Raw genomic sequence first — 12,687 nt, 5'->3', positions numbered from 1 at the left:
TTCTGAATGTTAGTAGCCGGATAATGCGCTTGCTCCAGCAGAGAATACAGCAATGGAAAAAATAAAAAAGACAACAGTGCCCATTACGCCAAGTCCGTTCAGAATAATACCGATAACCGCAAAAACTTTGCGGCGCTGCTTGGAGCATGCACCAATAATACCAAGAATCAGGCCGACAAACGTAATGCCGACGCTGACGACAACCGCTACAATCGATGCCATAAAGGAGCCAGCGCCTCCCATAATCAACTCCTCAAGGTAGGCAGTGTCTTCAAGTAGGTACTCATTTCCTGTTGAAATGAGACTGCCAATGGCTGTGAAAAACATGATGATGCTAACAACGCCTATTAGAATAGATGCAATGGCCATAATGAAGGAAGCAATGCCAAGGCCTGAATGCTTTAGCGGCTGGCTCGGCTGATAAGGTGTAGGATCGGAAAAGCCTGTTGATGGTGCAGATCCGTAAGGATTATAATCCGGTGTCTGAGTCTGGTCCGTATCCGATTTCGTAAATGAAATCGGTGTGGAATTGTTTTTATTTTCTTCCATTAAAGTGTTCTCCTCCAGTATATGTACGTCGTGTTAAAACACAATTACAGTAAATTATACTCAATTCTGAAAGGAATGAAAACAGATGTTCCAAAAATATTTCACTATCGGCGCTATTGGTGCCGCTATTGCCGTAGGATTAGGGGCCTTTGGCGCTCATACATTAAAGGAAATATTGCCAGCTGATTTGCTCGCTATTTTTGAAACGGGCGTACGCTATCATATGTATCATTCGCTTGGCCTTATGCTGGTCGCTCTGCTTGCGGATCGCTTGGGCGAGAGCAAATTACTGCTTTCCGGAGCAAGGCTGCTGCTTGCTGGCATAGTTATTTTCAGCGGCAGTCTCTATATCCTTGCATTAAGCGATATTCGCATGCTGGGAGCAATTACACCAATTGGCGGCGTGGCTTTTCTTGCTGGCTGGGTTTGCGTCATCGTCGCCACCCTCAAGTCTCGAAAAAAAGCCGTTTGATTTGCATAATATTTCTATGCCGAAACGGCGGTTTCGATTATAATAAGTCTAACCTTATTGGATTCGAACGAAGGAAGGAAGTTAGTGCGTGACGAAACGAACGTTTGGTCGGCCTGATAGACCGCCACGTGACGCGCTTACACAATGGTTGTCCAAGTTGTGGAATCCGTGGCTGCAAGGCAGCTTGCTGCTCATTATCGTAGGAGTATGGGTGGCAGCGATGATAGTAACAGCAATACCTTCGCTTTTTATTTGGCTAGCTTCTTGTTTGACTGTGGCATTCCTTATAGGAAACTTCGTCCTAATGGTCAGGCAGACCAAGACATCGAATACGCTCAGCTATCATAAACCAATGGTTGAGGCGCTGCTTCGCTCGGAAGCGGTCCCGCTGGCTATCATTGATCCACAGGGCGTTATAATTGAATTGAATGAAGGCGCAGAGCGCACTTTTGGCTATGAACGCGCGGAGTTAATGGGGAATTGGCTGGCCTCTTTCGTAGATGCAGGCAGCCGCGATGCCTTACATACGATGCTTGAGCATTCGCTTACCGGTTGTCCGAAGCAGGGAAACATTCATATTATACACCGGTCAGGCTATCCGCTTGAGCTGCATCTCGTATGTTCTCCCATGGTGCAGGATGAGAAGGTCATCGGAACGCTGGTGGTGAGTCATGACTTAAGCGATCGCAAGCGAAATGTGGAACGGATTCGTTATATGGCCTACTACGACGATAGAACGGGATTGCCGAATCGAACGCTTTTTCAAGTGAGGTTGAATGAAAGCCTTGCTTTTGCCCACGATCATAACCAGCTTGTTGGGCTGTGTTATATGGACTTGGACCGCTTTAAGCTCGTCAACGCTTCCTTCGGCCGCGAATTTGGCGATATGCTGCTCATGCAGGTGGCAGAGCGCTTTACAAGTGTCATGTACGAGCAGGATTTTGCCGCCAGGATGGAAGGCGATGAGTTCGCTCTGTTGTTTAAGGATCTGGAGTCGGAGGAGCAGCTGCTGAGCCGTGCCCGCACGGTGCTGCAGGCGATTGAGGAGCCTTTCGAGCTTAAAGGCTTTCCGATCCAAATTACAGCAAGCATAGGTGCGGTCACGAGCCGTCTGGTCGAGGATGATGATTATGCGCTGCTTAATAAAGCGGATATGGCGTTAATGAAGGTGAAGCAGAATGGCAGAAACGATGCGCTGCTTTATTCCGAAAGCTGGAGCAATTATTCGTTTGAGCATTTGTCGATGCAGCATGAAATGTATCGTGCTATCCAGCGCAAGGAGTTCATTTTATACTATCAGCCGCAATATGATATGATTTCTGGCGGTATGATCGGCGTCGAGGCGCTGGTGCGCTGGAAGCATCCGATCCGGGGAATGATCCCTCCGGGCGATTTTATTCCTTTGGCTGAGGAGAGCGGTATGATTGTGCAAATTGGCGATTGGGTGCTGGAGGAGGCTTGCCGCCAAAATAAATGCTGGCAGGAATCAGGCTTGCCGCCTATGCCGGTTTCGGTTAACCTCTCCATCAGGCAGTTTGTCCAGCATGATTTGGCTAGCAAGGTGGCAGACGTTCTGGCCCGTACCGGTCTTGAATCGCAATATTTGGATTTGGAAATTACGGAGTCGATGACGATGGATGTGAACCATGTGTCGCGCTGCCTGCTGGATTTGACGGCGCTTGGCGTTGGCATAAGCATTGACGATTTTGGCACAGGCTACAGCTCTTTTCATTATTTGAAAAATTTCCCGATCGACCGGCTCAAAATCGACCGTTCCTTCGTCCGTGACATCCAGCAGGACCCAAGCGATGCGGAAATTGTTGCAGCTATTATTGCTATGGCCCATAATCTTAATATTCAGGTTATTGCAGAGGGCGTGGAGACACAGGAGCAAATTGAATTTTTGCGCAAGCACAACTGCGACGAAATGCAGGGGTATTTCTGGAGTGCGCCAGTTCCAAGCGACAATATTGAGCAAATGCTGGGCGGCTATTACATGTAGAAAAAAGGTCTGTTTGAATGGCTGGGAACGCACCCGGCTCATTCAAACGGACCTTTTCAATTTGTGCTGCTTCATAATTAGGACGTATAGTCTTCTATTTCATTAAGCTTGAAGGTGTAGACTTGCTTCTCATCCACGTGGTAGACCGTAATCATGCTCGTTGCATCATCCACATTTAAAATACGGCATGGAATGCTGAGTGTAATGCCAAGCCCCTTGTTTACAATAAGACGAATGAGTTTATTGCTTTTCATAAATCCGCGAATGTCTGCAAATCCATCATAAGGATCGGAGAGTGAAGGCTCAACAACCTTAGGTTTAGCAGCTTTAACAGGTGGTACGTCTTTTTCTTTGACAGACTGTGAAGGCTTGCTAGCTGCAGATTTATTGCTTTGTGCTTGTTTTTCATTCTGCGCAGGCGCTTTATTATCGATTTCCATAGGAACTTGAACAGCAGCATCAGCTTTGCGTTGATCGATAACTTGTCCCAGCTGAACACCTGATAAAATCCGATAATCCACAAATCCGCCAGCATTTAAGGCATGAATGACCTGCTCCAAGGCAGCAGCGTTGCTAACGTTCTCTACTAGCAATTCTACTTGGAGTACGTATGACTGTTTTTGTGTATTTTCCATCTGCTCTATAGTTCCTCCGACCTAATGTTAATTTTTGCATAACTACTATACCATTAATCAGATGGGATATATAGTGCTAAATTTTGCTAATCGTCCAATTCGATAAAAACTTTTTTGCATATAATGCTTTGGCAGCTTTGGCAGCTAATTGATGGCAAAGGAGGTGAGCGTATAATGATGCGAATGGTTCCTGCCACACTGCAAAATGGGCTGACCGTGATAGGTATTGAGGTAAAGCTTCCTAAGACGACATTGCTTGCTTGGACGACAGATAAAGGATATATCATGTGTGGTGCGCTTGATGTTGGCCTGCTGAATGAACGATTGCATAATCGCGGGATTATCGCCGGAAGAGCCGTTGGCGTACGCACATTAGAGGAGCTGCTTGTTGCACCTTTGGAATCGGTTACGACAACAGCGGAAGGTATGGGAATTCATGCCGGAATGAAAGGAACAGATGCTCTTACCTTAATGGCATAATACAAAAGAGCCTTTATCCTTATCTTTTGGAAAGATGGGATATAGGCTCTTGATTTATATTTATTGGTTAAAAAGCTTTTTGAGATTGACATCATAAGGAGCTTGGACGATGCCTTTTTCCGTAATAATAGCTGTTACATATTCATTCGGTGTAATATCGAAGGCCGGGTTGTACACTTTCACACCTTGTGGTGCTGTGCGTTTGCCAAACCCTTCGGTAATTTCCTCGGCGCTGCGCTCCTCAATCGGAATTTCTGCGCCAGTCGGCGTATTGAGGTCAATCGTGGACAATGGGCAAGCAACATATACGGGAATGCCATGAGCCTTGGCAAGGACAGCCACGCTATAGGTGCCGATTTTGTTGGCGACATCTCCATTAGCGGCTACGCGGTCCGTTCCAACAATGACAGCCTGAATCCAGCCTTTGGACATGACCATGCCTGCCATATTGTCACAAATCAAAGTGACATCGACGCCAGCCTGCTGCAGCTCAAAAGCGGTTAGTCTAGCGCCTTGCAGCACAGGACGTGTCTCATCGGCGAATACACGCAGCGACATGCCGCGCTCAAGCGCAAGATAGAACGGCGCCAGCGCTGTACCGTATTTAGCAGTTGCAAGTCCGCCAGCGTTGCAGTGCGTGAGGACGCCCATGCCATCTTCAAACAACGTGAGCGCATGCTCGCCGATTAAACGGTTGGTTTCTTCATCTTCACTGTGAATGGCCAGCGCTTCATTAAGCAGAGCCTGCTTCACTTCATCGAGTGATAAATCGGCTGCAGCAAGCTGCTCCGCACGGGCTTTCATACGATCAAGAGCCCAGAATAAGTTAACAGCGGTCGGCCGTGAGGTAGCCAAATATTCAGCCTGGTTCAGCACTTCTTCAAGCCAGCGCTTAGGGGTTGTTTCATTTCGGCTGCCAAGCACCACGCCATATGCAGCCGAAATGCCGATTGCCGGGGCGCCTCTCACTTTCAAATGGCGAATCGCTTCCCATACATCCTCCGAAGTAACAAGCGGCAAATATACGATTTCTTCAGGCAAAAGCCGTTGATCCAGCAAATCCAGGCGATCTTCCGCCCAAATCAAGGATTGCAATGGGGCATTCTGGCTAGTCATTATGCAAATTCCTTTCTTCTCGAAACATAAGGATTTATTTTTAAGCGTGTTTTGCCGTTGCGGACAAAACAATATCAATTGCTTGCTCTATTGTAATCGCCTGGCGGTTCAGGTGAATGAGCGAGGTGCCGATTTCGAGTGCCAGGCGCTGTGCTTTCTCGCGCTCCGCAGCATTCTCAATGCGGTCGATATCCGCAACATGGGCAAGGCCTACAATGCGTCGTACCATTTTGCAGCCAGCGAAGCCGATCGAGTCCTGAAGCAGCTTGTTCATGTAATATTGCTTGTAGCCTGGTGCGCTTGATGCTAGTCGATCCACGTTATGCTCATCCCACAAAGCGCCAAATTTGTTCTCAAATTTGGTCCAAATCTCGCGTACGCTGCCGAGCAGGTAGCTGCGGAAATCGGCAAGCTCTGCCTCGTCTTTGATCCAGTGGGCTTGTCCCGCATAATTGAGCAGCAGGTTGGCAATAACTGCACCCACGTCAAAGCCAATAGGACCGTAATAAGCAAATTCAGGATCGATCACTTTCGTGGACTGTGCTGTAACAAATACGCTGCCGGTATGTAGATCGCCGTGGAGCAGCGCCTGGGCATTCGTCAAAAACTTGCTGCGCAAAATAGCGACTTCAAGATGAAGGGCATCATCCGTGCGAAGTGCTTCAGCGGCATCAGCGATCGCTGCTTCAAAGTTATTGTTTGGCGAATCGGTATAAGGATCATCAAAAATCAAATCTTCGGTTATTTTGCACAAATCAGGGTTAATAAATGCTTTGACGCGTTCTTTCTTATCCTGCTGGTTCATGCCCAAATCGGAAGTGTAAAAGAGTGTATTCGCCATAAAGGTGGAAATGTCCTCGGCGAATTTCGGATATTGGTTGCCGTCTACGAGGCCCTGGCGCATAATCACGTGGTCGCTGAGATCCTCCATTACCGTAAGGGCAAGCTCTGCGTCATATTGATAGACGGTTGGCACAAGTCCCGGAGCCAGCTCATTTTGCAAAATCAGCGCTTCGCTCTCAATGCGCGCCCGGTCAAGCGTAAGCGGCCATGATTCCCCGACAACCTTAGCGTAAGGGAGCGCTTGTTTGACAATCAGCCCTTTACCGCTTGCTGGATCGGTAATGTGGAATACCAAATTCAAATTGCCATCGCCGATCTCACGGGACGCAAGCTCAGCCCCAGCAGGGAAAAAGTCAGGTATGGAGCGGGAAAATTCAATAGCTTCTTGCTCGGTTAAAGGATGATAAGCAGACAGTTTGTCCACCTCCGACTGTATTTTTCAAAATATAAGCATTTCTATATGCTTAGTATATCGAATATTATTTCGACTTGGAATACCTACAAATGATAACAAATGATATAATGTTACGTAAAGTAGGCAAGGATTTTGTCCGCTAAGCGCGAATGGCAACGAAGGGCTTGGCGGATCTGCTGGAGTGGAGGAATTGGCATGAGTAACAGCATGACGCGGGAGCCGGTCGCTCTGAAGGAGTGGGCTGTAACCGTTAACGCATTGCGTGATGGCGAGCTTATTATGGTTTTGCGCAAAGGCGGAATTGAAGAGGAAACACGTGATTTTCAATTGGTTAGCAAAGGCTTCTACTTAATGCCTGCATATGAGCATCAGAAGGAGCATCTGCTTAAGGCGCCGTATCAAGGCAGGATCGAAAGTATAATGGAAGGCTGGTCGCCTGATATGGATAGCATTACGCTTGGCGCCTATGCGGAAGCCATTTATGATATCGAGATCAACGATCAGGAAACGCTTGACCGGCTGCGGGAATTTCATATTTGGACGGATAAATTTTCAGAAGAAAGGCTAAAATGGAAGCGGACGAAGCCGTTGCATTTGCTGCTGCTTCGCGTATACCGGCTTGCAGAGCCTGCTGAATTAGAAATGTTCCCTGCCTATACGGGCTGCAAATCTTGGGTAAAGCTTGAAAGGGATCTAGCTGATGCTGCAATGGTTCCCGTATTATCCGATGAGGAATTTGCGTCGCAAGTGGCCCAAATTCAAGCTGCGCTGTGCCAGCAATAGAGATAAAGGCCGATTTATGGCGGTTTCTTGTACATTGAGTGGTCTTAGCGTTGCTTTATAACAAAACTTATAATAAAATGATTATTGAGAAGACATTGAGAATTATATTGAATCACATTATAATGGAAGCTTTTTTGATTATAGGTGATTAGGTAAATAGACCAACCATGGAGGGATCAGCATATTATGGCAACGCATTTTGTCATTGATGGCCTGAAAGCGGCTATCGAAGGAAAAGAGATTTTGAAAGGCATTAACCTTGAAATCAAGGGCGGAGAAATCCACGCGATTATGGGACCAAACGGTACTGGTAAAAGTACGCTGGCTTCCGCTTTGATGGGCCACCCGAAATATGAAGTAACAGAAGGCAGCGCATTTTTGGATGGAGAAGACCTGCTTGAAATGGGCGTAGATGAGAGAGCACGCGCAGGGCTGTTCCTTGCTATGCAGTATCCAAGCGAAATTCCTGGCGTAACGAATTCCGATTTCTTGCGCAGTGCGATTAACGCTCGTCGTGAGGAAGGCAGCGAGATTTCCCTCATTAAATTCATTCGCCAAATGGAAGGCAAAATGAAAGCTTTGGAAATGAACCCTGAGTTTGCACATCGTTACCTGAACGAAGGCTTCTCGGGCGGCGAGAAAAAACGTAATGAGATTTTGCAAATGACGCTGCTTGATCCGAAAATCGTCGTTCTTGACGAGATTGACTCGGGTCTTGACATCGATGCCTTGAAAATCGTATCCAAAGGCGTTAACGAAATGCGCTCCGAAGATCGTGGTTTCCTAATTATTACTCACTATCAGCGTTTGCTGAACTATATTACACCTGATTTTGTACACGTTATGATGCAAGGCCGCATTGTGAAATCCGGTGGTCCTGAGCTTGCTGAGCGTTTGGAAAATGAAGGTTATGACTGGGTTAAAGAAGAACTGGGCATCGTGGACGAAACGGTTGGCCAGGCCTAAGCGGAGAAAGGGGTATAACGGATGAGTACACAACTATCGACTCCGACGGACCGCCAATCTGCAGAAGCTTTGTCCCGTAGCAAAAACGAGCCTAATTGGCTGGTTGATTTGCGCGGCGAAGCAGCTGAGCTTGCTGGTACATTAGAATGGCCAAAGCCGGAGAAAGTCAAAATTGAACGCTGGAACCTGACAGCTGTAGGCAGCTACGATCAGGCAGCTCCAGCAAATGCACTAACCGATTTGCCAGAAGTTGTACGTGAATTGGTTTCTGAAGGCACTGAAAACCTCGTTATTCAGCAAAACTCGAGTCCGGTATGGACGCAGCTATCTGCTGAACTGGCAGCTAAGGGCGTTATTTTTACCGATTTGGAGACAGCTTGCAAGGAGCATGGCGATCTTGTGAAGCCTTACTTGTTCCAAGCGGTTGCCAAGGATGAGGACAAATTAACAGCTTTGCATGCAGCATTGTGGAATGGTGGGGTATTCGTATACGTTCCTCGCAATGTAGAGGTGGAAATTCCACTGCAGGCTATTCTATTTAATACAAAAGCAGAGGCTTCCTTTGCACCGCATATCGTAATCGTAGCAGAGAGCAACAGCCGCGTTACTTATGTCGATTATGTCGTTACTGAGCCAGGTGCTGTTACTGAGCCTTTCGTCTACCACTCCGTAGTCGAAGTTTATGTAAAAGCAGGCGCTCACGTTCGTTTCGGTTCCATTCATCATCTTGGTGGCAGCGGAGTGGATCTGACCGTTCGCCGCGCTATTATTGAAAATGATGGCGTGATGGAATGGGTACTCGGCGATTTGAGCGATGGCTCTACGCTTTCAGATACGAAGTCCGTGCTGAAAGGCAACGGTTCGCAGTCTGATGCTAAAGTAATCAGCATCGGCAAAAACGCTCAGCAAATGAGCTTGACGACGCAGGCTGTACATTTTGGCCTTCGTTCGGACAGCAACATGGTTACACGTGCAGTGATGAAGGATTCGGCTTCGGCAATTATTAACGGCATCACTAAAATCGAGAAGGGCGCTACGAAAGCTAATGGCGTTCAAACCGAAAAAGTGTTGATGCTTAGCCCGAAAGCACGCGGTGACGCGAATCCGATTTTGCTAATTGATGAAGATGATGTTACAGCAGGCCATGCAGCGAGCGTTGGGCAGGTCAATCCTGAGCAGGTTTATTATCTGATGTCGCGCGGTATTAGCAAGCAGAATGCGGAACGCCTTGTAATCTACGGCTTCCTTGCACCTGTAGTATCTGAAATTCCGATCGATGCGGTACGCGAACAGCTTGAGAAATTGCTTGTGCGGAAGCTCGAAGGATGAATATAGCAGCAATTCGGGAGCAGTTCCCGATTTTGCATCAAGAGATAAATGGGCATCCGCTCGTTTATCTGGACAGCGCGGCATCTTCCCAGAAGCCGCGCTCCGTCATTGATGCGATTAATCGCTATTATGAGATGGACCACTCCAATGTGCATAGAGGCGTTCATACGCTTGGTTCGCGGGCGACTGACGCTTATGAGGGCGCAAGGGAGAAAGTGGCTTCTTTTCTGAACGCGGCACTGCCGGAAGAAATTATTTTTACGCGGGGTACGACAACCGCGCTGAATTTAGTTGCTTCAAGCTATGCAAGAAACGTATGTAAACCTGGCGACGAAATCGTTATTACGCAAATGGAGCATCACAGCAATCTCATCCCGTGGCAGCAGGTTGCGAAAGCAACCGGCGCGACGCTGAAATATATTCCGCTTCAGCCAGATGGTTCATTCACGCTGGCCGATGCTGAGCTATCGATTACAGCGAATACGAAGGTCGTTGCGATGACTTATGTATCGAATGTGCTTGGCATCGTCAACCCCGTTAAGGAGGTTGCAGCTATTGCGCATCGCAATGGCGCCGTAATGGTTGTGGATGGTGCACAAAGCACGCCGCATATGCGTGTGGATGTACGTGATTTAGATTGTGATTTTTATGCTTTCTCGGGCCATAAAATGTGCGGTCCGACAGGGATTGGCGCCTTATATGGCAAGAAGGCGCTGCTCTCCAAGATGGAGCCTATCGAATTCGGCGGAGAAATGATCGACTATGTTGACTTGTATGAGTCAACATGGAAGGACATTCCGTACCGTTTCGAAGGCGGGACACCGATTATTGCGAACGCCGTAGGGCTGGGCGCAGCAATCGATTTTCTGCAAGAGGTCGGCATGGATGAGATTGACAAGCATCAGCGTCAACTGGCGGCATATGCTTATGACCGATTATCGGAGCTTGAAGGGGTTACGATATATGGCCCTAAGGCAGATCGTGCTGGTCTCGTTACGTTTAATTTGGGCGACGTGCATCCACATGATGTGGCGACAGTTCTTGATACGGAAGGCATTGCCGTTCGGGCTGGGCATCATTGCTGCCAGCCGCTTATGCGTTTTCTGAACGTTTCTTCGACAGCCAGAGCAAGCTTTTATTTATATAATACCGAGCAGGAAGTTGATCAGCTCATTGCTGGACTGCTCAAAACAAAGGAGTTCTTCGGTCATGCAATTGGATGATTTATACCGTAGAGTCATCATGGATCACTATAAAAATCCACGCAACCATGGAACATTGGAAGCCGATGCCGTTACGATTAAACTGAACAACCCGACCTGCGGCGACAGCATTGCACTCCAGCTTCAGGTGGAGAACGGTTTAGTCACAGACGCGAAGTTTAGCGGAGAAGGCTGTTCCATCAGCCTGAGCTCTGCCTCCATGATGACGGAAGTCGTTAAAGGAAAAACATTCGATCAGGCGCTGGAGCTAGCGGATAAATTTTCTTCCCTAATGAAAGGTGAACCAGTCGAATTTGAAGGTTATGAGGACATTGAGGCGTTGTCTGGTGTCAATAAGTTCCCAGCACGAATTAAATGTGCCACCCTTTCGTGGAACGCTTTGCGTAAAGGAATCGAACAACAGCAAGATTAACATCATTATGAAAGAGGAGAGTGAATACGATGGCTAAAACAATGCCGGAAATGGAAGAGTATAAGTATGGTTTCCGCGATGAGCATAAGTCGATTTTCCAATCAGGAAAAGGCTTGACGCCTGAAATCGTTCGCACTATTTCGGAAATGAAGGGCGAGCCGGAATGGATGCTCGATTTTCGTCTGAAATCACTGGAGCAGTTCAACAAAATGCCAATGCCTGATTGGGGCGGCAACATGGATGATCTGGATTTCAATGATATTCAATATTATGTAAAGCCTTCTGAGAAGCAAGGCAAGACGTGGGAAGAGGTTCCTGCTGAAATTAAAGAAACGTTTGACAAGCTTGGTATCCCTGAAGCGGAGCAAAAGTTTCTTGCTGGTGTATCCGCACAGTATGAATCAGAGGTTGTTTATCACAGCATGCAAGAGGATCTGGAAAAGCAAGGCGTATTGTTCACTGATATGGATACAGCGCTTCGTGAACATCCTGAAATTTTGCGTGAATATTTCAGCACAATCATCCCACCGAATGATAATAAATTCGCTGCTTTGAACAGTGCGGTTTGGTCCGGAGGCAGCTTTATTTATGTACCAAAAGGCGTGAAATGCGAAGTTCCGCTGCAAGCCTATTTCCGGATTAACTCCGAAAACATGGGACAATTTGAGCGTACACTGATCGTTGCTGACGAAGATAGCTTCGTTCACTACGTTGAAGGCTGTACAGCTCCAGTCTACAGCACTAACTCACTGCATAGCGCCGTCGTTGAAATCTTGGTTAAGAAAAATGCCCGCGTTCGTTATACAACGATTCAAAACTGGGCACCAAACATTTTTAACCTCGTTACTAAACGTGCAGTTGCTGATGAAAACGCGACAATGGAATGGGTAGATGGCAACATCGGCTCTAAATTGACGATGAAATATCCGGCTGTAGTGCTTCGTGGCCGCGGTGCGAAAGGTATGGTATTATCAATCGCAGTTGCTGGTAAAAACCAGCACCAGGATGCAGGCGCGAAAATGATTCACCTTGCTCCAGATACGACCTCGACAATTGTTTCCAAGTCGATCAGTAAACATGGCGGTAAAGTAACTTACCGTGGTCTTGCTTCATTCGGTCGTAATTCAGATGGTGCGAAATCTAATATTAAATGTGATACATTGATTTTGGATAATGAATCCACTTCGGATACGATTCCTTACAATGAGATCATGAACGATAACATTACTTTGGAGCATGAAGCAACAGTATCCAAAGTGTCCGAGGATCAATTGTTCTATCTGATGAGCCGTGGCTTGTCGGAAGCGGAAGCGACACAAATGATCGTTATGGGCTTTATCGAACCGTTCACGAAAGAGCTGCCGATGGAATATGCGGTAGAAATGAACCGTCTCATCAAGTTTGAGATGGAAGGTTCTATCGGTTAAGCAAACATGCTTAACAACTTAAACGAATAAACGAC

Annotated in this window: 13 protein-coding genes; 9 read left to right on the top strand and 4 right to left on the bottom strand. The window is 47.2% G+C overall.

From position 1 onward, the window contains the following. Positions 1-9: 9 nt before the first annotated feature. Positions 10-549 carry a hypothetical protein gene (locus ACSR9A_RS29485; protein ID WP_473761954.1) on the bottom strand — a complete coding sequence of 180 codons (540 nt, stop codon included), beginning with the start codon at positions 547-549 and terminating at the stop codon, positions 10-12. Between the two features lie 85 nt (positions 550-634). Between ACSR9A_RS29485 and ACSR9A_RS29480 the strand changes: the two genes are divergently transcribed. Both ACSR9A_RS29480 and ACSR9A_RS29475 read left to right on the top strand, forming a co-directional pair. Next, on the top strand, positions 635-1,021 hold the full coding sequence (locus ACSR9A_RS29480; protein WP_473761952.1) for a DUF423 domain-containing protein: 387 nt from the start codon (positions 635-637) through the stop codon (positions 1,019-1,021). Positions 1,022-1,109: 88 nt separating this feature from the next. Then, complete coding sequence (locus ACSR9A_RS29475; RefSeq protein ID WP_473761949.1) at positions 1,110-3,023, top strand: putative bifunctional diguanylate cyclase/phosphodiesterase; 1,914 nt, start codon at positions 1,110-1,112, stop codon at positions 3,021-3,023. A gap of 77 nt (positions 3,024-3,100) precedes the next feature. Here ACSR9A_RS29475 and ACSR9A_RS29470 read toward each other — a convergent pair whose 3' ends face one another. Next, on the bottom strand, positions 3,101-3,658 hold the full coding sequence (locus tag ACSR9A_RS29470; protein ID WP_473761947.1) for a hypothetical protein: 558 nt from the start codon (positions 3,656-3,658) through the stop codon (positions 3,101-3,103). A gap of 174 nt (positions 3,659-3,832) precedes the next feature. Here ACSR9A_RS29470 and ACSR9A_RS29465 point away from each other — a divergent pair, with 174 nt between their 5' ends. After that, complete coding sequence (locus ACSR9A_RS29465) at positions 3,833-4,138, top strand: YunC family protein (protein WP_341281664.1); 306 nt, start codon at positions 3,833-3,835, stop codon at positions 4,136-4,138. A 60-nt stretch (positions 4,139-4,198) separates the two neighbouring features. Here the strand turns inward: ACSR9A_RS29465 and mtnA are convergent, their stop codons facing one another. After that, positions 4,199-5,254 carry an S-methyl-5-thioribose-1-phosphate isomerase gene (gene mtnA, locus ACSR9A_RS29460; protein WP_473761944.1) on the bottom strand — a complete coding sequence of 352 codons (1,056 nt, stop codon included), beginning with the start codon at positions 5,252-5,254 and terminating at the stop codon, positions 4,199-4,201. A gap of 40 nt (positions 5,255-5,294) precedes the next feature. Then, entirely contained in the window at positions 5,295-6,512 is a 1,218-nt protein-coding gene (gene mtnK, locus ACSR9A_RS29455; protein ID WP_473762378.1) for an S-methyl-5-thioribose kinase, read from the bottom strand. Between the two features lie 195 nt (positions 6,513-6,707). Here mtnK and ACSR9A_RS29450 point away from each other — a divergent pair, with 195 nt between their 5' ends. From ACSR9A_RS29450 to sufB, 6 genes are all read left to right on the top strand, one after another. Next, a complete protein-coding gene (locus tag ACSR9A_RS29450; RefSeq protein WP_473761942.1) occupies positions 6,708-7,295 on the top strand; it encodes a DUF1802 family protein in 588 nt (195 codons plus the stop codon). A gap of 186 nt (positions 7,296-7,481) precedes the next feature. Beyond that, positions 7,482-8,261 (top strand): Fe-S cluster assembly ATPase SufC, encoded by a 780-nt coding sequence (sufC, locus tag ACSR9A_RS29445; RefSeq protein WP_046228741.1) that lies wholly within the window; start codon positions 7,482-7,484, stop codon positions 8,259-8,261. 21 nt (positions 8,262-8,282) lie between these two features. After that, positions 8,283-9,590, top strand: coding sequence for a Fe-S cluster assembly protein SufD (sufD, locus tag ACSR9A_RS29440; RefSeq protein ID WP_473761940.1), 1,308 nt, complete (start codon positions 8,283-8,285; stop codon positions 9,588-9,590). Next, positions 9,587-10,813 (top strand): cysteine desulfurase, encoded by a 1,227-nt coding sequence (locus ACSR9A_RS29435; RefSeq protein WP_473761937.1) that lies wholly within the window; start codon positions 9,587-9,589, stop codon positions 10,811-10,813. Before sufD ends, ACSR9A_RS29435 begins: the two co-directional genes overlap by 4 nt. Continuing rightward, on the top strand, positions 10,800-11,225 hold the full coding sequence (gene sufU, locus ACSR9A_RS29430; RefSeq protein WP_341281669.1) for a Fe-S cluster assembly sulfur transfer protein SufU: 426 nt from the start codon (positions 10,800-10,802) through the stop codon (positions 11,223-11,225). Before ACSR9A_RS29435 ends, sufU begins: the two co-directional genes overlap by 14 nt. Positions 11,226-11,254: 29 nt before the next feature. After that, complete coding sequence (sufB, locus tag ACSR9A_RS29425; RefSeq protein ID WP_473761935.1) at positions 11,255-12,652, top strand: Fe-S cluster assembly protein SufB; 1,398 nt, start codon at positions 11,255-11,257, stop codon at positions 12,650-12,652. Positions 12,653-12,687: the final 35 nt, after the last annotated feature.

The sequence above is a fragment of the Paenibacillus sp. R-74696 genome, assembly GCF_055814915.1.
The sequence above is the reverse complement of the archived record's forward strand: the minus strand, read 5'-3'. Positions and strand labels throughout refer to the sequence as shown.